Raw genomic sequence first — 21,053 nt, forward strand, 5'->3', positions numbered from 1 at the left:
GTCAGGCGGCGCCCTGGCGGGCGCTGCCGGCCTGCTGCGCCTCATGCAACCGGCGGTACAGCCCGCCGGCGGCCACCAGATCCTGATGCCGCCCCTGCTCGGCGATGCCGTTGCGGTCGACCACCACGATGCGGTCGGCATCGCGGATGGTCGCCAGGCGGTGGGCGATGACCAGCGTGGTGCGGCCACGTGACAACTCGGCCAGGGACTGCTGGATGGCGCGCTCCGTCTCGGTGTCCAGCGCGCTGGTGGCTTCGTCCAGGATCAGGATAGGCGGGTTCTTCAGGAAGATGCGGGCAATCGCCAGTCGCTGCTTCTGCCCGCCCGAGAGCTTGACGCCCCGCTCCCCCACCACCGTATCGAGCCCCGCTGGCAGGCCGGCGATCACCGTGTCCAGCCGGGCGCGGCGGGCGGCCTCCAGGATCTCCTCCTCGGTGGCACCGAGGCGGCCATAGGCGATGTTCTCGCGCATCGTTCCCGCGAAGAGGAACACGTCCTGCTGCACGATGCCGATCTGCCCGCGCAGGGAGGCCAGGGTCATCTTGCGGATATCGATGCCATCGATGGTGATGCGGCCCGCATCGGCCTCGTAGAAGCGGGGCAGCAGGGAGCAGATGGTGGTCTTGCCAGCGCCGGAAGGCCCCACGAAGGCCACCGTCTCCCCGGCGCGGATCTCCAGCGAGATGTCGCGCAGCACGGGCTTGTCCTGGCCGTAGCCGAAGGACACGCCTTCGTAGCGGATGTCGCCCTTCAGGCCGGAAACGGCCACGGCGTCTGGCGCATCGGCGATATCGGGCTCGGTGTCCAGCAGCTCGGTGTAGCGGCGGAAGCCGGCGATGCCCTTGGGGTAGGTTTCCAGCACCGCGTTGATCTTCTCCACCGGGCGGAAGAAGACGCCGACCAGCAGCAGGAAGCCCACGAAGCCACCGGCGCTGAGGTCGCCTTGCAGCACGAAGTAGCTGCCGGCGATCATCACCACCATCTGCGTCAGCCGCATCCCCAGGTAGGAGATGGACATGCTGGCGGCCATGATCTTGTAGGCCTGGAGCTTGGTGCTGCGGTACCTGGCATTGTCCTCGGCGAAGAGGCGGCGCTCATGGTCCTCGTTGGCGAAGGCCTGGACCACGCGCATGCCGCCCACATTTTCCTCGATCCGGGCATTGAAGGCGCCAACGCGGCCGTAGATGGCGCGCCAGGTCGCCGTCATGCGGCTGCCGTAATGGGCGGAAAGCCACCCGGTCAGCGGCACGATGACGGTTGTGATGATCGCCAGCGGCGGATGCACCGCGAACATCAGCGCGAAGGCGCCGACAAAGGTCATCACCGCGATGAACAGGTCTTCCGGCCCGTGGTGGGCAACCTCCCCCACCTCCTCCAGATCCCTGGTCACGCGGGCGACGAGATGGCCAGTCTTCTGGTTGTCGTAGAAGCGGAAGGACAGCTTCTGGAGATGGTCGAAAGCCTTCCGGCGCATCTCCGTCTCGATATTGATGCCGAGCGCGTGGCCCCAATAGGCCACCACCGCCATCAGCCCGGTGTTCAGCAGATAGACCGCCAGCAGGCCCGCCGAAGCCAGCAGGATCAGCCCCCAGTCCTGTCCAGGCAGCAGGTGGTCCACGAAACCGCGCACCGCCAGGGGGAAGCCCAGCTCCAGCAGGCCCGAGAACACCGCGCAGGAGAAGTCCAGCAGGAAGAGGCCCCGGTGCGGCCGGTAGTAGGCGAAGAAACGTTTTAACATGGATCGCGGCACCGGAACGAAGAGAGACCGGCTGATTAGAGGCTTTTTGCCGCCGCGGGAACCATCGGCATCGCCCCCCGCCCTTGCCGCGCCCGCCTGCCGGTGCGATGGTCCGCGCCACCAGCCCGCCGCCCCGAGGCGAGCCGGCAACGGCGGCGGGGGCGGATGAGCAAAACTGTCCAGACGAGGACCAGCATGGCCAAGATCAAGGTAAAGACCCCCGTCGTCGAACTCGACGGCGATGAGATGACCCGCATCATCTGGGGGTTCATCAAGGACAAGCTGATCACCCCCTACCTGGACGTGGACCTGAAGTACTACGACCTGGGCATCCAGTACCGCGACCAGACCGATGACCAGGTCACGGTCGATGCCGCCAATGCCATCAAGCAGTATGGCGTGGGCGTGAAGTGCGCCACCATCACCCCGGACGAGGCCCGGGTGAAGGAATTCGGCCTGAAGAAGATGTGGAAGTCCCCCAACGGGACCATCCGCAACATCCTGGACGGCACGATCTTCCGTGAGCCGATCATCTGCCAGAACGTGCCCCGCCTGGTGCCGCACTGGACCAAGCCGATCGTCGTCGGCCGCCATGCCTATGGCGATATCTATCGCGCCGTCGAGATGAAGGTGCCCGGCCCCGGCACCGTCAAGATGACCTACATCGCCGAGAACGGCGAGCCGCAGGAAATCGGCGAGTTCGCCTTCAAGGGCGCCGGTGCTGCCATGATGCAGCACAACCTGAGCAAGTCGATCGAGGGCTTCGCCCGCGCCTCCTTCAACTATGGCCTGGCGCGCGGCTACTCGGTGTACTTCTCGCACAAGAACACCATCCTCAAGGCCTATGACGGCACCTTCAAGGACATCTTCCGCGCCATCTACGACGCCGAGTTCAAGGCGGAGTTCGAGAAGCGCGGCCTGACCTATGAGGACCGCCTGATCGACGACATGGTCGCCTCTGCCCTGAAGTGGGAAGGCGGCTATATCTGGGCCTGCAAGAACTACGATGGCGACGTGCAGTCCGACATCGTGGCGCAGGGCTTCGGTTCGCTGGGCCTGATGACATCCGTGCTGCTCTCCCCGGACGGCTCCACGGTTGAGTCCGAGGCCGCCCACGGCACGGTGACCCGCCACTACCGCGAGCACCAGAAGGGCCGCGAGACCTCGACCAACCCGATCGCCTCCATCTTCGCCTGGACGCGCGGCCTGGCCTATCGCGGCAAGTTCGACGGCACGCAGGACGTGGTGGACTTCGCCAATGCGCTGGAGCAGGTCTGCGTCGAGACGGTCGAGAGCGGCTACATGACCAAGGACCTGGCCGTGCTGATCGGCAAGGACCAGCCCTGGCTGAACACCCAGAACTTCCTGTCCAAGCTGGACGAGAACCTGCAGAAGAAGATGGGCTGAGCCCTTCTTCCCTTCCGGTAGTGGTTCAGGCGGGGCGCTTCGGCGCCCCGCTTTTTTCATGATGCCACGACCGCCGTGCAAGCGGTTGCGCATCTGGCATTCCGAACCCTAAACTCGGTGTAACGGCCACGCCGCTGGCGATGGCCGAGCTGAGGGGGATCATCCGGAATGTCGTTCCATCGCCGCGACCTGCTGCTGGGCGGGCTAGGCCTGCCCTTCATCGCCCGCGCCGCCAGCGCCCAGGCCAGTTGGCCGACCCGCACCGTCCATGTCACCGTTCCTTATTCGCCCGGTGGCGGCACCGATGTCTTCGCCCGACTGCTGGCGGAAGGGCTGCGCAACGCGGTGGGCCAGAGCCTGGTGATCGAGAACCGGGTGGGCGGCAACGGCGTCATCGGCTCGCAGCAGGTCTCGCGCGCCGAGGGAGACGGTTATTCCCTGTTGGTGGTGACGAATACCCACACCATGAATAAATACGCGATGCAGTCCGTGCCCTTCGACCCGGTGACGGACTTCACGCCCATCAGCCTGCTCTCCAGCTTCCCGATGGTCATCGCGGCCTCGGCCAATGCACCCTTCAAGGACGTGGCCGGTCTGATTGCCCATGCCAAGGCGCATCCCGGAGAGGTCAGCTTCGGCAGCTCAGAGGCTTCGACCTCCTATGGCGGCAATGAATTCGCCCGCCTCGCCGGCATCAAGATGGAGGAAGTGGCATACCGGGGCGGCGCACCGCTGATGAACGACATTGTCGCCGGCAACCTGCCCCTGGGCTGGACCAGCATTCTCTCCGCCGGCCCCTACTTCAAGAATGACCGGGTACGCATCCTGGCGGTGACCTCCGCCAGCCGTTCACCGCTGCAGCCGCAGATTCCGACCGTGGTGGAAGCAGGGTTGCCCGGCTATGACTTCGCCGGCTGGTACGGCATGCTTGGTCCTGTCGGCATGAAGCCCGAAACGGCGGAGGCCATCCATGCCGCCAATCTCAAGGCGGCAGCCCTGCCTCAGTACCGGGACCGCTTCATCGAACTCGGCGCCGATCTCAGGATGTTGGGTCCCAAGGATTTCGCCGCGCATCTGCGGCAGGAGGACGGCCGCTGGGCTGAGGCTTCGAAGACCGGGCTGATCAAGCCCTTGCAGTAGTCATCATGCTCAGCCACGCGGCCGACGTCGCGTGGCTTCCGCGCCAGTCTAGTGCCGGCCGGCCAGCGGCGTGATATGCGCGGCACATGGACCTGCCGCTGACGCTTCTGGATTGCATCGCCCTCGCTGTCTTCGCCCTCTGCTGGGCCGGCTATGCCGCCGTGGTGGACCGCGTGCCCTCCATCCACGCCCGCAGTGTCATTGCCGCCATGGACGAGCACCGCCGGCGTTGGATGCGCATGACGTTGCAGCGGGAGAACCGGATCGCCGATATCAGCATCATCGGCAACCTGATGACGAGCACCTCCTTCCTGGCGAATACCAGCATCTTCATCCTGGGCGGGCTGGTGGCGCTGCTCGGCGCACCCGAGATCGGGCAGCGGATCTTCGGCGCCGTGCCCTTCGCGGCCCTGCCGGAGAACGTAGTTGCTTGGGAAGTGCGGCTCTTCCTGCTGATCTTTATCTTTGTGCGCGCTTTCTTCGAACTCACCTGGGCTTTGCGGCAGTTCAATTACGCCAGCACCTGCATCGGTGCGCTGGGCCATGGGCCGGAGTGGACGGCACAGGCGGATGTGGCGGCACAGGTCGCCAACCGTGGCGCGCGGCACTTCAACACCGGCCTGAGGGCCTACTACTTCGGCCTCGCCGCCCTGGCCTGGATCGTCCATCCGGTGGCGTTGATGCTCAGCAGCCTTCTGGTCCTGTCGGAGCTGCACCGGCGTGAGTTCCGTTCCGTGGTGCGGGATGCGTTGCGCACCCGGCCACCGGCAGGCACCGCCTGAACAATCCGCAGGCAGCCTCTCCAGACCCGTTGCACGCCATCTGGGCATCTAGTGCGCAGGTGCCCAATTTCCCAGCTGCCTGCGGCTTGACGCCGCGCCTTCCGGCCGCCTTTTCTGGGCTCAAACGGAGGCTACCTGCCATGCAACGTCGTCACCTGATGATCGCCGCCAGCACAGCGCTTGCCCTGCCCGCCATCCGCCCGGCCCGTGCGCAAGGCACGCCTGTCCGCTTCGTGCTGGACTGGGCGCTGCAGGGCAACCACGCAATGTGGATCCTGGCCGATGACAAGGGCATCTTCCGCGAGAACGGCCTTTCCGTGAAAATCGACCGAGGCTTCGGCTCGGGCGACACGGCGGTGAAGGTAGCCTCGGGCGCCTATGACATCGGCTTCACCGATATCAGCACGGCGGTGAAGCTAAATGCCGACAACCCTGATAAGCGGCTGGTCTCGATCTATCAGGTCTTCGATCGCACGGCCGCGGCGGTGATCACGCTGAAGGGGCGCGGCATCGACAACCCCAAGGACGTGGCCGGCAAGAAGCTGGGTGCGCCGGAAGGCGAAGGCAGCCGCATGATCTTCCCGGCCTTCGCCAAGGCCGCCGGTATCGAGGCCGGCAAGATCAACTGGACCAGCATGGCCGCCAATCTGCGGGACACGATGCTGGCTCAGGGCCAGGTGGATGCCGTCACCGGCTTTCTCTTCACCACCTATTTCAATCTGGTCGGCATCGGCATCCCCGAGGACCGAATCCTCGCCTGGCCCTATGCCGAGAACGGCCTTGACCTCTACGGCAGCGCCGTGGTGGCCCGCGCGGACTGGCTGGAGAAGAACCCGCAGGTGGCGGCGGCTTTCGTGAAGTCCTCCATCCTCGGCCTGCGGGCGCTGTTGGCGGATGTTCCCGGCGGTATGGCGGCCATCAAGAAGCGCGAGCCTTTGTTCGACGAGGCGCTGGAAGCCCGCCGCTTTGCCATGACGCGGGACCGCTCCATCCTGACGCCGAACGTGAAGCAGAACGGCTTCGGCTATCTGGACAGGACCCGCGCCGAGACGCTGATCCGCGTCAATGCCGAGGCCTATGGCATCTCCAATCCGCCAAGCGTCGCCAGCATGTTCACCGACAAGTTCCTGCCGCCGGTGGCCGAGCGTCAGATCTGACCCGCGCAGGGCAGCCGAAACCTTGGACACGGCTGCCCTTTTCTCCCATGTCTATGGGGGAGATGATCATGAAGCATATTGCAGCGGCCTTCGCGCTTTGCCTGACAGCCGGCGCCACGCAGGCCGCACCGCTGCGGGACAATGCCACCGGCCTCGCTGTCGATCCGCCGCCCGGCTATACCGTCAAGGCTGAAGCCCCGGACAGGCAACATGCTTCCAGCTTCTCCGTGAAGCGCGCGGGCGAGACAGCCACTGGTTGCCAGATTGGCTTCACGCGCGTGGCAGGCAATGCACGGCGGAGCCAGCCCGAGATCAACGCCATGATCGGCAGCGCCGCCGGACAGGAAGCCGGGCGAGCCACTCTCGCATCCGTCTATGATGTCACGGAGAGCGCCACGGTCCAGCTCGGCGATGTCAGCGCCCTGCTCTTCCTGGCTAGCTTCAAGCGGCATCCGAAGCTGCCGCCGGAAGCGCTGAACATCCGCACCCTCTTCGCGATCCTGGAAACGCCGCGTGGCCGCACCAGCATTGTCTGCGCCGCGCAGAAGGGGGAGTTCGCCAGCCGCCGCCCCGAGTTCGAGGCGGTGGTGCGTGGCACTACGCCGCCCTGATACGAAAGAAAAAGTTTCGAACAGTTTCAGGTGGCGTTGGGGTCGCCTGGGGCGGTTTCCCAGCCTAGTTCCACCAAGGCAACGATTCGCCGCCCGGCGGCGTCAGGGCGGCAGACGATGGCCCCCTGCTCTTCCATATAAGACAGCAGCCGGCGGGCCCGGCCAACCGAACGGGTGCCATAGGCCTGGGCGATGACCGCATCGGAGGGGCATGGAGACCGCTCCAGCGCCGCGCGGCCCAGCAGCAGGAAAACACCCTGCACGTCCTCCGGCAGCGCGGCGGCGCGGGCATGGATCTGCTGCCATTCCTCGCCTTCAGCGGCCTCGGCGCTGATGCCGGCCCTGGCGACCGCCAGCATGCGGCGGAAGGCGGGGATCTCCGGCGGCTTACCCGGCACGGCGTGGATGCGCAGGCGCACCAGGAAGTCCTGGTACAGCACGGAGACACTGCGAAAGGCGGCCTCCGGCTCCGCCAGGATCTGCCGCAGGATCTTCTCAAGCTGCGTCTTGCGGGCGGCGAGTTCCTCGGCCGTCGGCGCGGGTTCGGCACGGACCTGCGGCGCTACCGGGCGTGCCTGGGCGAGCTGTGACAGGATATCCGGCGGTGGCGCGGCTGGCGGGCGGCGTGGCGGCGGGCGGATGGGGTCCGGCGCGGAAACAGCGCTCATCACCAGTTCCCGCGCTTCTTCTGGCGCCGTCTGCGGCAGCGGCACCAGCGAAGGGTTGGTGCCACGGGATTCGGTCTCCACGGCGCCAATGCGGATCGGCAGCGGCCGGCGGGACAAGGCCGGCCCCAGCGCGACGAAGCTACCGCGCGGCAGGTCCCGGAACATCTCGGCCTGCCGCCGCTCCATGCCCAGCAGATCGGCGGCACGTGCCATGTCGATATCCAGGAAGGTGCGGCCCATCAGGAAGTTCGAGGCCTCGGCGGCGACATTCTTGGCCAGCTTCGCCAGCCGCTGGGTGGCGATGATGCCGGCCAGCCCACGCTTCCGGCCACGCGACATCAGGTTGGCCATGGCGCCCAGGGATGCCCGGCGGGCTTCGTCCGATACCTCGCCAGCGGCGGCGGGGGCGAAAAGCTGCGCCTCGTCCACCACCACCAGCATGGGCGCCCAAAAGTCGCGCTCCGCATCGAAGAGGCCGCCCAGGAAGGCAGCGGCATGGCGCATCTGCCCGTCGGCGTCCAGGCCTTCCAGGTTCAGCACCACGGAAATCCGGTGCGTGCGGACCTTGTCCGCGGCACGCTGGAGGGCCGCCTCAGTATGCTCGGCGGCGTCGATGACGAGATGGCCGAAGCGGTCGGCCAGGGTGACGAAATCTCCCTCGGGGTCGATCACCGCCTGCTGCACCCAGGGCGCGGATTGTTCCAGCAGGCGCCGCAGCAGATGGGACTTGCCGGAGCCGGAATTGCCCTGCACCAGCAAGCGTGTGGCCAGCAGTTCCTCCAGGTCCAGCGTGGCCGGCTGGCCGGTGCTGGTGCTGCCCATCTCGATGCCGACTGTCATTCCCGTCTCCGTTGCGCGGTGTGCGGTATAGCGGCGCAGGACCAGGCTTGCCATTCATGGTGCCCCCTGGTGCATGCTGTCTGCCATGAACCGTCAGCTGATCTCCGGTGCCCGGGTGCTCACCCCGGATGCCACCGAAGCCCCCCTCGCTGCCATCTTGGTCGAGGACGGCCGCATCGCCGCCATCCTGCCCCCCGATGCGGTGGTGGAGGATGCCGAGCGCCATGATGCCTCTGGCCGCCTTGTCATCCCCGGCCTGGTGAATGGCCATACCCACGGCCATGGCGGCCTCGCCAAGGGCGCCGGCGACAAGTGGGACCTGTCCCTGCTGCTGGCGCATGCCCCCTGGGTCGGCGGCGGACGTGGATTGGTGGAGAAGCGCCTTTCCACCACCCTGGCAGCGGTCGAGATGCTGAAGAAGGGCTGCACCGCGGCCTTCGACCTTTCCGCCGAATTTCCCGGCCCGACGCAGGAAGGGCTGGATGCCATGGCGGAGGCTTATGCCGAGGTCGGGCTTCGGGCCGTGCTGGCACCCATGATTGCCGACCGCAGCTTCTTCCAGGCGACGCCCGGCTTGATCGAAGCCTTGCCGGAAGGCCAGAGGGAGCGTGCCGCCGCGATGCGGATGGCGGATGGGGCCGCCACCCTGGCCACGATCGATGCCGCCGCGCGCTCCTGGCGCCATGATGCCTCGGGCGTGGCGCTCGGCATCGCACCCACCATCCCGCTGCACTGCTCGGATGACTTCATGCGCGGCTGCCAACGGCTGTCGGACGAGCATGGGTTGCGGATGCAGACCCATGTCTCCGAGGCGCGCTACCAGGCTGCCGGGGGCGAGGTCATGTACGGCTCAACCCTGCTGGGCCATATGGACCGGCTGGGGCTGGTGACCGCGCGCTTCAGCGTCGCGCATGGGGTTTGGTTGACACAGGAGGATCTGGAGCTGCTCGCCGCGCGCGGCGCCGGCTTGTCCCACAATCCTGGCGCCAATATGCGGCTGGCCTCCGGCATCGCGCCCGCACGGGCAGCCATCCGCGCCGGCGTCCAGGTCGGCATTGGCACCGACGGCTCTTCTTCCTCGGACAACCAGAACATGTTCGAGGCCATGCGGCTCGCTGCCTTCGCCTCCCGCCTCTGGGAAGAGGCTGAGGAAGACGACTGGCTGGGCACGGCCGAGACCGTGCGGCTGGCGACGGAAGGCTCTGCCGCCATCCTGGGGCTGCAGGCCGGCAGTATCGCCCCAGGCAAGCTGGCGGATCTCGTCTTTCTCGACCTCGACCACATCAACTGGCTGCCCCTCAACAATGCCGCCAACCAGTTGGTCTGGACCGAGGACGGCAGCGCAGTGCGGGATGTCATGGTCGGCGGCGCATGGAAGCTGCGCCAAGGCTGCGTACTGGGGCTGGACGAAGCCAGGCTGGCTGCCGAGGCGCGTGCCGCCGCCGCCCGCCTCGCCGAAGCCACAACCGAGAGCCGCGCCTGGTGCGAGGCCATCGCCCCGCATGTCGCCTGCCATTGCCGTGCCCTTGCCGGGCGCTTCACAAGAGCCCGCCGCCTGTTGCGCGCCGACTAGCGCAGCGCCGCTTCCGCCCGCCGCACGCCTGCCAGTGGCAGGCGTGCGCGGCCCACCACCTGGTCCTTCACCACGACCAGCCAACGGTTATCCGGCACCGGCGGGCGTAGCTCGACCACCCGCGCCTCGTCGTCCAGGGCCACGGCATGGCGGAGGCGCCAACGGAACCACACAGGCCCCTGAACGCGAACGACGCGGGCGATGGTCTCGCCCGCGTCGTTGCAACCGATCCACTCCAGCGCCGAGGGGGGGTTACCCTCCCCGGCTGCCGGGTCTGCGATGCGGCCTCGCTGCCAGCGGAGCCGCACCGCGCGCCTCAGGCGCTCTGCTTCATGATCTCGTCCGCGACGTTGCGCGGCACCGGATCGTAGTGGTGGAACTGCATGGAGAAGGACGCACGGCCCTTCGTCATGCCACGCAGGTTGGAAATGTAGCCAAACATCTCCTTCAGCGGCACGTGAGCGCGGACGATGACCGAAGTGCCGGCCATGTCCTGGCTCTGGATGATGCCGCGGCGGCGGTTCAGGTCGCCCACGACGTCACCCACGTGATCCTGCGGCGTGGTGACTTCCACGTCCATGATCGGCTCCAGGATCACCGGGCCGGCCTTCTTCATGCCTTCGCGGAAGCAGGCCTTGGCGGCGATTTCGAAGGCCAGGGCGCTGGAGTCCACGTCGTGGTACTTGCCGTCCACCAGGGAGAACTTGAAGTCCACCGTGGGGAAGCCGGCCAGCACGCCCGTGTCGGCCTGCACCTTGATGCCCTTGTCGACAGCCGGGATGTATTCCTTCGGCACCGAACCACCAACGACGGCATTGACGAACTCGATGCCCTCGTTGCGCTCCTTCGGCTCGAAGGTGATCTTCACCTCGGCGAACTGACCCGAACCACCCGACTGCTTCTTGTGGGTGTAGGTCTCGGTGTGGGACTTCGTGATCGTCTCACGATAGGCCACCTGCGGCGCGCCGATATTGGCGTCGACGCCATACTCGCGGCGCAGACGGTCGATGATGATCTCGAGGTGCAGCTCGCCCATGCCGGACAGGATGGTCTGGCCGGTTTCCTGGTCGGTCTTCAGGCGCAGCGAGGGATCCTCACCGGCCAGCTTCTGCAGGCCGAGCGTCATCTTCTCGACGCCGTCCTTGGTCTTCGGCTCGACGGAGATGTCGATAACCGGGACCGGGAAAGCCATACGCTCGAGCACGACGGGGTCCGCCGGGTCAGCCAGGGTGTCACCCGTCAGGGTGTCCTTCAGGCCCACGATGGCGACGATGTCGCCGGCGAACACTTCCTTCACTTCCTCACGCTTGTCGGCGTGCATCTGGAACATGCGGCCGATGCGTTCCTTGTTGCCCTTGGCGGTGTTCAGGACAGTGTCGCCCTGGCGCACCACGCCGGCATAAACGCGGATGAAGGTCAGGTTGCCGTACTTGTCGTTGATCATCTTGAAGGCGAGCGCGGAGAAGGGCGCGGTCTCGCTCACTTCGATGATGCGGCGCGGCGTCGTCTCATCCTGGCCTTCCTCGGGGGCGACCATGATGCCTTCGACTTCAACCGGGCTCGGCAGGTAGTCGCAGACGGCGTCCAGCAGCGGCTGCACGCCCTTGTTCTTGAAGGAGGAGCCACAGACCACCGGGCGGAAGGTGCCGGCGATCGTGCCCTTCTTGATGCACTTCTTCAGGGTCTCGACGGAAACGTCACCCTTGTCGAAGTACTCTTCCATCGCCGCGTCATCGACGGACAGGGCGGTGTCGAGCAGGATCTGGCGATACTCGGCCGCCTTGTCCTTCAGGTCGTCGGGGATCGGGGCCTCGTGGTACTTGGCGCCGAGTTCGTCGCCTTCCCAGACCAGGGCCTTCATCTCGACCAGGTCGACGATGCCCTTCAGGTTGTCCTCGATGCCGATCGGCAGCTGCAGGGCGACCCAGTTGATGCCAAGCTTCTCGGTCAGCGTCTCGGCAGCGCGGTAGAAGTCGGCGCCGGTGCGGTCCAGCTTGTTGATGTAGATGATGCGCGGGACGTTGTAGCGGTCGGCCAGGCGCCAGTTGGTCTCGGACTGCGGCTGCACGCCGGCCACGCCCTCGATCACGAAGACCGCGCCATCGAGCACGCGCAGCGAGCGGTTCACCTCGATGTTGAAGTCGATGTGGCCCGGGGTGTCGATGACGTTGATCCGGTGCCCCTTCCACTCGGCCGTCACGGCAGCGGAGGTGATCGTGATGCCACGCTCACGCTCCTGCTCCATGTAGTCGGTGGTGGTGTTGCCCTCGTGGACCTCACCGATCTTGTGGGACTTGCCGGTGTAGTAGAGAATCCGCTCGGTCGTGGTCGTCTTGCCGGCGTCAATATGCGCCGTGATACCGATATTGCGGATCTTGTCGAGCGGGGTGCGCGCCACGGGGGCCTCCATACGCATCGCGGCGCCAGCCGCGTGGAACATCTCTGCGGCGCCGACGACGCCGATTTGTAGCACGGCGCGAGCCGCGCGGGAATCACGATGCGGGCCAGCGGCGGTCCTGTGCACCGCGCACTCGCCCGTCTCGTCCAAGCCCGGTCGCCGCGACCGGAGCATCAGCCCCGCCCGAAGGCAGGGACCGCACGGGCCAGGCGGAAAGCATCCTGGCGCCATCGATGCCGAAACGATCGCTGCGGCCCGTTGGTGCCGTGGACCCGCACTGCGAGTCCCTTCGGCACCGGCCGTTGCGGGCGGCAGATGCACCGGATCGGCCCCCATTGCAAGCGGTAAGACCAAACCGCTCTTCGTCGGCCGGCACCAAGACGGCCGGGGATGTTACATTTCCTGAAACACGGCGGGGATGGGATGCGGCATGATGCCCCGATGCTTGCGCAGAGCATCATCGCGGCTGCCCGCTTCGGCCTTGGCGCGCGGCCGGATCAGCCCGTGCCGGCGGATGCCGTTGCCTGGCTGAAGGCCCAGCTTCGTGACCCCGCCCCCTCACCCCCGATGCCCGAGGGCTGGGAGCGGATGCCGACGGCCACCGATGGCCTGACCATGCTGCGCTACGACCAGATGAACCGGATGCAGCCGGACTACCAGCCGGTGACACCTGCCTTCTACAAGCAGGAAACCATTGCGCTGATGCAGGCGGCGCTGGCCACCGCCACCCCCTTCCGCGAGCGGCTGGTGCTGTTCTGGTCCAACCATCTCAGTGTCAGCGCGCGGGAGGGTAGTATCCGCGCCCTGGCGGGCGATTATGTCCGCACAGCCATCCGCCCGCATGTCACCGGGCGTTTCGAGGACATGCTGGTCGCCGCGATCCGCCATCCGGCCATGCTCTATTACCTGAATCAGGCATCATCCATCGGGCCCGGCAGCCCGCTGGGCCAGCAGCGGCGGCGCGGGCTGAACGAGAACCTGGCGCGCGAGATCTTGGAGCTGCACACCCTCTCCCCTGCTTCCGGCTACACCCAGACGGATGTCACCGAGTTCGCCCGGCTGCTGACGGGCCTGGGAGTGGAGACCGGTAACGAGCCCATCGGCAGCCGCTTCCTACCGGCGGCACATGAGCCGGGCACCAAGTCCATCCTGGGCCGCCGTTTCGAGGAGGGGCCGGAGCAGATCGACGCCGCGTTGCGGTGGCTGGCGCGACATGAGGCAACCCACCGGCACCTCGCCCTGAAGCTGGCCCGGCACTTCGTGGGCGATGCGCCGCCCCCGGCCGCCGTGGATAGCCTCTTCGCCGTGCTCCGGGACACCGGCGGCGATCTGGGTGCGGCCGCGGAGGCCCTGGTGGACCTGCCGCAGGCCTGGAACAACCCGCTGGGCAAGCTGCGCGCGCCGCAGGATTTCGTGCTGGCCGCCATGCGCCTCCTTGGCGCGGCTCCGGAGCTGGCACCCCAGGCGGTCGGTGCCGCCGCCTATCTGAACCAGCCTGTCTGGCTCGCCCCCGCCCCTATCGGCTGGCCTGATCACGCGGAGGGCTGGCTGCATCCGGAAGGAATCATCCGCCGGATGGAATGGGCCTACGGCTTTGCGGGCCGCTTCAGCCGGCTCAATCCCAATGACCTGGTGCCGGTGGCGCTGGGGCCCCTCGCACGGCAGGAGACCATCCGGGCGGTCAAGGGCGCCGGCTCGGTGCGCGATGGCCTCACCCTCCTGCTCGCCAGCCCGGAGTTCCAGCGCCGATGAGCAAGACCTTGCCCCACCTGCCCCGCCTGGGCCGCCGCGGCTTCCTGCTGGGCCTCTCGGCCATGGCCGTGGCCGGACAGGCACGACTGGCGCTGGCCCACGCCGCCCCCACGCGGCAGGATGCCCGGCTGGTGGTGGTGCTGCTGCGTGGCGCGCTGGACGGGCTCGCAGCCGTGCAGGCTTATGGCGACGCCGATTTCACCGCCCTGCGCGGTCCCCTGGCCCTGCCGGAGCCGGGCCAGGAGAACAGCCTGCTGGACCTCGGCGGCTTCTTCGGGCTGCACCCGTCCCTGACCCGGATGCATGAGATGTATCAGGCCAATCAGGCCCTGATCATCCATGCCGCCGCCGGCGCCTACCGCACGCGCAGCCATTTCGATGCTCAGGACATGCTGGAAAGCGGTGCCTCCGAACGCCTGAACTCCGGCTGGCTCAACCGGGCACTGGAGGCGGTGCCGGAGCGTCCTGGCGCCGATGCCCGCACCGGGCTCGCGGTAGGGCTGGACATGCCGCTGCTGCTGCGCGGCAAGGTGCCGGTGGGCATGTACGCCACCCCGCGCGGCAGCCGCCCGGACCCTGACCTTTACGTCCGTTTCGCGGATCTCGCGCATGATGATTTACTGCTGGGCCCGGTGGTCATGGAGGGGCTGCGCGCCAGGGGTTTCGCGGCGGACCGGCTGGACGACGGGCTCCGCAAGGCAGGTGGCTTCCCCGCGCTGTGCGGCGCCGCCGGGCGCCTGCTGGCCGACCCCGCCGGCCCACGTGTCGCAGCCTTGGAAACCGGGGGATGGGATACACACGCAGCGCAGATGAGCCGCTTGAGCTACCCGCTGCGGCAGTTGGACGAAGGGCTAGGGGCGCTCAAGGCGCAGCTTGGCGATGCCTGGCAGCACACCGCCGTGCTGGTGATGACGGAGTTTGGCCGCACTGTGCGCGTCAACGGCAACCAGGGCACCGACCATGGCACGGGCGGCGCGGCCTTCCTGCTGGGCGGCGCCGTGGCGGGCGGCAAGGTCGCGGCCGATTGGCCAGGCCTGGGAGCCGGCAAACTCCTGGAAGACCGCGACCTCCAGCCCACGGTGGATCTGCGGGAGATCGCCAAGGGCCTGTTACGCGACCACCTGCAACTCCCAGCACAAGCCCTGGAAGCCGCCTTCCCCGACAGCAGGGAGGTTATGCCAAAAAGCGGCCTCCTGGCCGCCTAGCATGCACCTCAGTCGTCGCGGTGGATGCGCTCCATCCGCTCATGCCGCTCCTGCGCCTCAATGGACAGAGTGGCGATCGGCCGTGCTTCGAGACGGCGCAGGCCGATGGGCTCGCCGGTCTCTTCGCAATAGCCGTAGCTGCCGTTGGCGATCCGCTCCAGCGCCTGGTCGATCTTGGAGATCAGCTTCCGTGCACGGTCGCGGGTGCGCAGTTCCAGTGCCCGGTCGGTCTCGACGCTTGCGCGATCCGTGAGGTCGGCCTCAGCGATGCCGCCCTCTCCGAGGCTGGCCAAGGTATCCCCGGCTTCTCGCAACAGGTCCTGTCGCCAGCGTAGCAGCTTCTGGCGAAAATACGCCTGCTGCAGGGGGTTCATAAACTCCTCGGTGTCCGAGGGCCGGTAATCAGGCGGCAACGTGATCAGCATTGAACTTGATCCCCCGACCAACAGGGGAGCAGTCTGCCCGACTCCCTACCCCCTGGGCGGGCGGAACATAACGTTGAGCCTTACGCAACGCAAACGGGACTCGCGGCGTTAAAGCCGTCCAATTATCACCGATTTGTATAGTGACGCCTCATCAAGGAGCATTTTGTGCGCTCCTGAGGCAGGACCGCCGCTCAGAAGCGTGCCAGTGCCGCGCCCCAGGTCAGGCCGCCGCCGATGGCTTCCATCAGCACCAGCTCGCCCTGCTTGATCCGGCCGTCCCGCGTAGCCTCGGCCAGAGCCAAGGGAATCGAGGCAGCGGAGGTATTCGCATGGCGGCCCACGGTGGTCACCACGCGCTCGGGCGGCAGGCCGAGCTTCCGGCCCATGGCGTCAATGATGCGCTGGTTCGCCTGGTGTGGCACCAGCCAGGAGACATCGGCCTTGTCCAGACCATTGGCGGCCAGAGCCTCGTCCACCACGGAAGCCAGCTTCGACACGGCGTGGCGAAAAACCTCCCGCCCTGTCATGCGGACAATGCGGGTGGCAGGGTCGACATTCAGGATGTCGCCATGCGTGCCATCGGCATGGAGGTGGCAGGAAAGCACACCCCGCCCTTCCGCGGCATCAGTCGGCATGGCGCGCAGCACCACGGCGCCGGCACCATCCCCGAAGAGCACGCAGGTGCTGCGGTCTGTCCAGTCCAGCAGGCGGGTGAAGACCTCGGAGCCGATCACCAGGGCACAACGTGCCTGCCCGGCCCGCAGCATGGCATCCGCCACGGAGAGCGCGTAGACGAAGCCGGTGCAGGCGGCGGAGATGTCAAAGGCGAAGCCGCGCCTGACGCCGAGCTTGGCCTGCACCTGGGCGGCGGTGGAGGGGAAGGCCGAATCCGGCGTGGCCGTAGCCACAATGATGGCGTCGACCTCGGAAACATCGACACCAGCCCGCGCCAGCGCCTCCCGCGCTGCCGCCGCGCCCATGTCGCCAGCCGTTTCGCCAGGGGCCGCCATGTGGCGCTGACGGATGCCAGTACGCTCGACGATCCACTCGTCAGACGTGTCGAGGTTGTAGCGCTGGGCGACCGCCACGTTGTCCAGCACCTCCGCCGGCAGGTAGCCGCCAGTGCCAACGATGACGGCGCGAATGTCCGAGGCGGAGGAAGTCATGGATCAGGTTTCGTCCGAAGTGTTGCGGCGGGACGGCTTATTCGGTGGTCAGGCTGGCCGGCGCGGCCGGGTTGCGGCTCGGCATGGCTGCCAGGCCCTCGCGGATACGGTCATTCACCCGATGCGTCACCATGTCCATGGCCACATCCACCGCATGGGCGAAGCCAAGGGCATCAGTGCCGCCATGGCTTTTCACGACCAGACCGTTCAGCCCGATCAGCACCGCACCATTGTAGCGGCGGGGGTCCATCCATTCCCGCAGCCGGTCCAGCGCTGGCTTGGCCAGCAGATAGCCCAGCTTGGCCATCAGCGATGACGTGAAGACCTGCTTCAGCAGCCCACCCACCAGCTTCAGGGCGCCCTCGCCTGTCTTCAGAGCGACATTGCCGGTGAAGCCATCCGTCACCACCACGTCAACGGTGCCGGAGGTGATGTCGTGCCCTTCCACGAAACCGTGGAAGTTGGCCGCGAGTGGCGAGACCTTGAGCATATCGGCGGCCAAGCGGACACGCTCGTCGCCCTTCAGTTCCTCGCTGCCAACATTCATCAGCCCGATCGAAGGATTGGGCAGCCCCAGCACCGCCCGGGCGAAGGCATCGCCCATCACGGCGAATTCCACGAGGTTCCGGGCGTCGCAGGCAATATTGGCGCCAAGGTCCAGCAGAACCACATCGCCGCGCGCGGAAGGGCCGACGGCAGCCAGCGCGGGGCGGTCGATCTCAGGCAGCGTCTTCACGACGATCTTGCCCAAAGCCATCAGGGCGCCGGTATTCCCGGCAGAAACGACGCCAGCGGCCTCGCCCGCCGCCACGGCGTCGATCGCGACGCGCATGGAGGAATGGCGCATCCGCAGCGCCGCCGTTGGCTTCATGTCGCCGGAAACGACATCCGGCGCATGGCGCAGGGCACAGGCCTTTGCAGCGCGGGCGCGCTTGGCCAGCAGCGGCGTCAGCCGGCTTTCGTCGCCCACGAGAAGGAAGCGCGCCTTGGGGTGGCGCTCAGCGGCAAGCTCGAGCCCATCCAGCACCGACTCCGGCGCATGATCCCCGCCCATCGCATCGATGGCGAGGTCATAGGCGCCGGTGACGGGCTGCTTGGCTTCGCCCTCAAGAGAAGCGGCCCGGGAGGATTCCACCTGGGACAAAATCGCTGCTTCCGTTGGGCGTGCCGTGGCTGTCAGACGCGAACCGCGGCCTTCAGGGCCTTGCCGGCCGCGACGACCTCACGGCCATCATAGTGGCCGCAGGAGGCGCAGATGTGGTGCGGGCGCTTCAGCTCACCGCAATTGGCGCACTCATGGTGCGCCTGGGCGGACAGAGCCAGATGGCTGCGGCGCATGCCACGGCGGGACGGCGAAACTTTCTTCTTCGGAACGGCCATGGCGCCGGGCCTCTCTTTTCTCTGCTCGTGCTGTAGGAGTAGCAGCGGTCAATAAGGAAGGCGGCGCATTACCACCGCACCCCCAATGGTGCAAGCATTGCGACAGGATTCGCGCCCTAGTCGAGCCGCACGGCGTAGCGATAATGCTCGGTGTCGATCAGCGAGACCCGGTGTTCGACCACCCTGCGGGCGATATCGAAAGCCAGCCGCTGCACCCTCAGCAGTGGCTTGCCTTCCGGCAGGCCCAGCACTGCCGCCTCCTCCAGCCCCGCCGCCTGGGCGGAGAGATCCTCCTCCGCATGCTCGATGGTCACGCCGTGGGCACGCTGGAGATGGACATAAAGTTCCGTAGTCAGCTCGCCCTCGGGCAGGTGGAAGCCGGGCAGCCGCGCCTCCACCAAGGTGCAGCGCTCGAAGATGCGTGGCACGCCATCCACCGTCCGCAGGCGGCGGAGGCGGAAGATCGGCGTGCCCTGCGGAAGTCGCAGGGCAGCGGCCTCCGATTCGTCCGCCTCCCCTGGCTTGCAGGAGAGAACGACGATGTGGGAAATGACGGCGACGCCGCTCAGGTCCCGCAGCCGGAAGAAGTGGAATCGGGCGGTGTCGCCGGTATGGCGCAGCACGGTGGTGCCGCGGCCCTGGCGCCGCTCGATCAAGTTGCGCCGCTCCAGCTCCGCCAGCGCCTTGCGCACCGTGCCTTGGGAGACACCAAGCTCCGCTGCAAGCTCGGGCTCGGCCGGCAGGGAATGGCCAGGTGGCCAGGCACCGCTGGCGATGCGGTCGATCAGAACCGTTTCGACCTGCTGGTACAATGGGCGCGCGTCGAGCCGATCCTGCGGCTTGGGGGGGTCACTCATAGACATGAAGAATAAAAGGCTCCGGCAATCCGTCGGGCCGATTCGCGGCGTTGCTTTGCTGTTTTCCCGATCCTGATCGCGTGATCAAGTCGCTGCCCGAATCAGACTTGTGTCTTATATAAGACCTAGCTACAGATGAGGCCTCTCGGGATTGCTCCGCAAGCCGAGTTTGGGGAGGAAGATCCCGTAACGGGACACGTGTCGACGGCGCCGGGCCAGAAGCCCAGGCGCCGTCCGCGTTATTGGCTGGCGATAGTTGCAGGTTGTGGCCGACGCCCCGGGACGTTACGCTGTGCAGCGCAGCATAATGACAGGAAGGCCAATGTAGGCTTCGCTTCTCGATCTGGTCTCCCCATCCCGAACGCGCGGCCATGCCGCCGCGGCGCGGGCGGTCGACCGTCGTCCGACGCGAATCCTCCCCGTGCCTTTTCTCGAAGTATCCCGCATGTCCTTTCTTGATCCCGGCCGCTTGCGCGCCGAATGGTTCGGCAATGTCCGTGCCGACCTGCTCTCCGGCCTCGTCGTCGCCCTGGCGCTGATCCCGGAAGCCATCGCCTTCTCCATCATCGCTGGCGTCGATCCGAAGGTGGGGCTCTACGCCTCCTTCTCCATCGCCGTCATCACCGCCATAGCGGGTGGCCGGCCCGCCATGATCTCGGCAGCCACGGCGGCCATGGCCGTGGTGGTCGTGGACCTGGTGAAGGACCATGGGCTGCAATACCTTTTCGCCACCACCATCCTGACAGGCATCATCCAGATCCTGGCTGGTGCCGCGCGGCTGGGGCGGCTCATGCGCTTCGTGTCCCGCTCGGTGCTGACAGGCTTCATGAACGCACTGGCCATCCTGATCTTCACCGCGCAGCTGCCGGAGCTGATCAACGTCCCGCCCCTGACCTATGTCATGGTCGCGGCCGGGCTTGCGATCATCTACCTGCTGCCGCGTGTGACCAAGGCGGTGCCCTCCCCGCTCGTCTGCATCGCCGTGCTGACCGCGGTTTCGCTGACGCTGGGCCTGGATCTGCGCACGGTGGGGGACATGGGCGCCCTGCCCGACAGCCTGCCTGCCTTCCTGATTCCCGATGTGCCGCTGAACTGGGAAACGCTGCGGATCATCCTGCCCTACGCAGCCACGCTGGCGGCCGTGGGCCTGCTGGAGTCGCTGCTGACGGCCGCGGTGGTGGATGAGCTGACGGATACCCGCAGCCAGCGGAACCGCGAATGCGTCGGCCAGGGCCTGGCCAATTTCGCCACGGGCTTCCTCGGCGGCATGCCGGGCTGCGCCATGATCGGCCAGTCGGTCATCAACGTCACTTCCGGCGGCCGTGGCCGGCTTTCCACCTTCGTGGCTGGCGTCGTACTGCTGATGTTGGTGGTGCCGCTGGGCAACATTGTTGCCCGCATTCCCATGGCGGCGCTGGTGGCTGTCATGATCATGGTCTCCATCAACACCTTCCAGTGGTCCTCCGTGCGGACGCTGCTGACGCATCCGCGCTCCTCCTCGGTCGTGATGCTGGCGACCGTGGCGGTGGTGGTGCTGACGCATGACCTGGCGAAGGGTGTGCTGGTGGGCGTGCTGCTCAGCGGCATCTTCTTCGCCGGCAAGGTGCGGCGCCTCTTCGCCGTCACCTCCACCACCAGCGAGGATCGGCAGAGCCGCCGCTACGTGGTGGCCGGCCAGGTCTTCTTCGCCTCGGCCGAGGATTTCGTGGCAGCCTTCGACCTGAAGGAGCCGCTGCGCCGGGTGGAAATCGACGTCTCCGGCGCGCACTTCTGGGATATCAGCAGCATCGGCGCGCTGGACCGCGTGGTGCTGGCCTTCCGCTCGCGCGGCGCCAGCGTGGATGTCCTGGGGCTGAACGAGGCCAGCGCCACGCTGGTGCAGCAGCTTGGGCGGCACGACAAGCCGGGTGCAGCCCTGTCCGCCGGCCATTGAAGCCGGCGGCGCGCCGCCTCC

The 21,053-nt window shown here is 67.0% G+C and carries 18 protein-coding genes; 9 read left to right on the forward strand and 9 right to left on the reverse strand.

The window, feature by feature from the left end; genetic code table 11:
* Nucleotide 1: 1 nt before the first annotated feature.
* Nucleotides 2-1,738, reverse strand: a complete 1,737-nt coding sequence (locus tag IBL25_RS00475; protein WP_187776580.1) for an ABC transporter ATP-binding protein — start codon at nucleotides 1,736-1,738, stop codon at nucleotides 2-4.
* Nucleotides 1,739-1,933: 195 nt separating this feature from the next.
* Here IBL25_RS00475 and IBL25_RS00480 point away from each other — a divergent pair, with 195 nt between their 5' ends.
* The 5 genes from IBL25_RS00480 to IBL25_RS00500 all read left to right on the forward strand — a co-directional run bounded on the left by IBL25_RS00480 (nucleotide 1,934) and on the right by IBL25_RS00500 (nucleotide 6,835).
* Nucleotides 1,934-3,145: an NADP-dependent isocitrate dehydrogenase gene (locus IBL25_RS00480; RefSeq protein WP_187776581.1), complete on the forward strand. Its 1,212-nt coding sequence runs from the start codon at nucleotides 1,934-1,936 to the stop codon at nucleotides 3,143-3,145.
* Between the two features lie 168 nt (nucleotides 3,146-3,313).
* Nucleotides 3,314-4,285, forward strand: a complete 972-nt coding sequence (locus IBL25_RS00485; RefSeq protein ID WP_187776582.1) for a Bug family tripartite tricarboxylate transporter substrate binding protein — start codon at nucleotides 3,314-3,316, stop codon at nucleotides 4,283-4,285.
* Between the two features lie 86 nt (nucleotides 4,286-4,371).
* Nucleotides 4,372-5,067, forward strand: coding sequence for a DUF599 domain-containing protein (locus IBL25_RS00490; RefSeq protein ID WP_187776583.1), 696 nt, complete (start codon nucleotides 4,372-4,374; stop codon nucleotides 5,065-5,067).
* Nucleotides 5,068-5,207: 140 nt separating this feature from the next.
* Nucleotides 5,208-6,224 carry an ABC transporter substrate-binding protein gene (locus tag IBL25_RS00495; protein ID WP_187776584.1) on the forward strand — a complete coding sequence of 339 codons (1,017 nt, stop codon included), beginning with the start codon at nucleotides 5,208-5,210 and terminating at the stop codon, nucleotides 6,222-6,224.
* A 68-nt stretch (nucleotides 6,225-6,292) separates the two neighbouring features.
* A complete protein-coding gene (locus IBL25_RS00500) occupies nucleotides 6,293-6,835 on the forward strand; it encodes a hypothetical protein (protein WP_187776585.1) in 543 nt (180 codons plus the stop codon).
* Between the two features lie 26 nt (nucleotides 6,836-6,861).
* Here IBL25_RS00500 and IBL25_RS00505 read toward each other — a convergent pair whose 3' ends face one another.
* Nucleotides 6,862-8,343 (reverse strand): ATP-binding protein, encoded by a 1,482-nt coding sequence (locus IBL25_RS00505; RefSeq protein WP_187776586.1) that lies wholly within the window; start codon nucleotides 8,341-8,343, stop codon nucleotides 6,862-6,864.
* Between the two features lie 85 nt (nucleotides 8,344-8,428).
* Here IBL25_RS00505 and IBL25_RS00510 point away from each other — a divergent pair, with 85 nt between their 5' ends.
* Entirely contained in the window at nucleotides 8,429-9,916 is a 1,488-nt protein-coding gene (locus tag IBL25_RS00510) for an amidohydrolase family protein (RefSeq protein ID WP_238940116.1), read from the forward strand.
* Here the strand turns inward: IBL25_RS00510 and IBL25_RS00515 are convergent.
* Both IBL25_RS00515 and fusA read right to left on the reverse strand, forming a co-directional pair.
* Nucleotides 9,913-10,224 carry a hypothetical protein gene (locus tag IBL25_RS00515; RefSeq protein ID WP_239418504.1) on the reverse strand — a complete coding sequence of 104 codons (312 nt, stop codon included), beginning with the start codon at nucleotides 10,222-10,224 and terminating at the stop codon, nucleotides 9,913-9,915. The two genes, IBL25_RS00510 and IBL25_RS00515, sit on opposite strands and share 4 nt — an antisense overlap.
* Before the next feature lie 8 nt (nucleotides 10,225-10,232).
* Nucleotides 10,233-12,326: an elongation factor G gene (gene fusA, locus IBL25_RS00520; protein WP_194433567.1), complete on the reverse strand. Its 2,094-nt coding sequence runs from the start codon at nucleotides 12,324-12,326 to the stop codon at nucleotides 10,233-10,235.
* Between the two features lie 429 nt (nucleotides 12,327-12,755).
* Here fusA and IBL25_RS00525 point away from each other — a divergent pair, with 429 nt between their 5' ends.
* A complete protein-coding gene (locus IBL25_RS00525) occupies nucleotides 12,756-14,066 on the forward strand; it encodes a DUF1800 domain-containing protein (RefSeq protein WP_187776588.1) in 1,311 nt (436 codons plus the stop codon).
* Nucleotides 14,063-15,271 carry a DUF1501 domain-containing protein gene (locus IBL25_RS00530; protein WP_187776589.1) on the forward strand — a complete coding sequence of 403 codons (1,209 nt, stop codon included), beginning with the start codon at nucleotides 14,063-14,065 and terminating at the stop codon, nucleotides 15,269-15,271. Before IBL25_RS00525 ends, IBL25_RS00530 begins: the two co-directional genes overlap by 4 nt.
* 8 nt (nucleotides 15,272-15,279) lie before the next feature.
* On the opposite strand, the gene dksA is transcribed toward IBL25_RS00530, so the two are convergent.
* From dksA to IBL25_RS00555, 5 genes are all read right to left on the reverse strand, one after another.
* Nucleotides 15,280-15,696: an RNA polymerase-binding protein DksA gene (gene dksA, locus IBL25_RS00535; protein WP_187776590.1), complete on the reverse strand. Its 417-nt coding sequence runs from the start codon at nucleotides 15,694-15,696 to the stop codon at nucleotides 15,280-15,282.
* A 191-nt stretch (nucleotides 15,697-15,887) separates the two neighbouring features.
* On the reverse strand, nucleotides 15,888-16,862 hold the full coding sequence (locus tag IBL25_RS00540; protein WP_194433560.1) for a beta-ketoacyl-ACP synthase III: 975 nt from the start codon (nucleotides 16,860-16,862) through the stop codon (nucleotides 15,888-15,890).
* A gap of 37 nt (nucleotides 16,863-16,899) precedes the next feature.
* Complete coding sequence (gene plsX / locus IBL25_RS00545; RefSeq protein WP_321210476.1) at nucleotides 16,900-17,997, reverse strand: phosphate acyltransferase PlsX; 1,098 nt, start codon at nucleotides 17,995-17,997, stop codon at nucleotides 16,900-16,902.
* Between the two features lie 41 nt (nucleotides 17,998-18,038).
* Nucleotides 18,039-18,242, reverse strand: coding sequence for a 50S ribosomal protein L32 (rpmF, locus tag IBL25_RS00550; protein WP_187776592.1), 204 nt, complete (start codon nucleotides 18,240-18,242; stop codon nucleotides 18,039-18,041).
* Between the two features lie 116 nt (nucleotides 18,243-18,358).
* A complete protein-coding gene (locus IBL25_RS00555) occupies nucleotides 18,359-19,105 on the reverse strand; it encodes a GntR family transcriptional regulator (RefSeq protein ID WP_238940117.1) in 747 nt (248 codons plus the stop codon).
* A 439-nt stretch (nucleotides 19,106-19,544) separates the two neighbouring features.
* On the opposite strand from IBL25_RS00555, the gene IBL25_RS00560 reads away from it, so the two are divergent.
* Nucleotides 19,545-21,032 carry a SulP family inorganic anion transporter gene (locus IBL25_RS00560; RefSeq protein ID WP_187776593.1) on the forward strand — a complete coding sequence of 496 codons (1,488 nt, stop codon included), beginning with the start codon at nucleotides 19,545-19,547 and terminating at the stop codon, nucleotides 21,030-21,032.
* Nucleotides 21,033-21,053: the final 21 nt, after the last annotated feature.

The sequence above is a fragment of the Pseudoroseomonas ludipueritiae genome, from assembly GCF_014490445.1.
Lineage (GTDB): Bacteria > Pseudomonadota > Alphaproteobacteria > Acetobacterales > Acetobacteraceae > Pseudoroseomonas > Pseudoroseomonas ludipueritiae.

Excerpts from the sequence above, each read along its gene's own strand:
- IBL25_RS00510 (WP_238940116.1), top strand. The coding sequence starts at position 8,429 with ATGAACCGTCAGCTGATCTCCGGTGCCCGGGTGCTCACCCCGGATGCC.
- IBL25_RS00555 (WP_238940117.1), bottom strand. The coding sequence starts at position 19,105 with ATGTCTATGAGTGACCCCCCCAAGCCGCAGGATCGGCTCGACGCGCGC.
- IBL25_RS00490 (WP_187776583.1), top strand. The coding sequence starts at position 4,372 with ATGGACCTGCCGCTGACGCTTCTGGATTGCATCGCCCTCGCTGTCTTC.
- fusA (WP_194433567.1), bottom strand. The coding sequence starts at position 12,326 with ATGGAGGCCCCCGTGGCGCGCACCCCGCTCGACAAGATCCGCAATATC.
- IBL25_RS00525 (WP_187776588.1), top strand. The coding sequence starts at position 12,756 with ATGCTTGCGCAGAGCATCATCGCGGCTGCCCGCTTCGGCCTTGGCGCG.
- IBL25_RS00560 (WP_187776593.1), top strand. The coding sequence starts at position 19,545 with ATGTCCTTTCTTGATCCCGGCCGCTTGCGCGCCGAATGGTTCGGCAAT.
- rpmF (WP_187776592.1), bottom strand. The coding sequence starts at position 18,242 with ATGGCCGTTCCGAAGAAGAAAGTTTCGCCGTCCCGCCGTGGCATGCGC.
- IBL25_RS00485 (WP_187776582.1), top strand. The coding sequence starts at position 3,314 with ATGTCGTTCCATCGCCGCGACCTGCTGCTGGGCGGGCTAGGCCTGCCC.
- IBL25_RS00530 (WP_187776589.1), top strand. The coding sequence starts at position 14,063 with ATGAGCAAGACCTTGCCCCACCTGCCCCGCCTGGGCCGCCGCGGCTTC.
- IBL25_RS00475 (WP_187776580.1), bottom strand. The coding sequence starts at position 1,738 with ATGTTAAAACGTTTCTTCGCCTACTACCGGCCGCACCGGGGCCTCTTC.
- dksA (WP_187776590.1), bottom strand. The coding sequence starts at position 15,696 with ATGCTGATCACGTTGCCGCCTGATTACCGGCCCTCGGACACCGAGGAG.
- IBL25_RS00480 (WP_187776581.1), top strand. The coding sequence starts at position 1,934 with ATGGCCAAGATCAAGGTAAAGACCCCCGTCGTCGAACTCGACGGCGAT.
- IBL25_RS00540 (WP_194433560.1), bottom strand. The coding sequence starts at position 16,862 with ATGACTTCCTCCGCCTCGGACATTCGCGCCGTCATCGTTGGCACTGGC.
- IBL25_RS00500 (WP_187776585.1), top strand. The coding sequence starts at position 6,293 with ATGAAGCATATTGCAGCGGCCTTCGCGCTTTGCCTGACAGCCGGCGCC.
- IBL25_RS00505 (WP_187776586.1), bottom strand. The coding sequence starts at position 8,343 with ATGACAGTCGGCATCGAGATGGGCAGCACCAGCACCGGCCAGCCGGCC.
- IBL25_RS00495 (WP_187776584.1), top strand. The coding sequence starts at position 5,208 with ATGCAACGTCGTCACCTGATGATCGCCGCCAGCACAGCGCTTGCCCTG.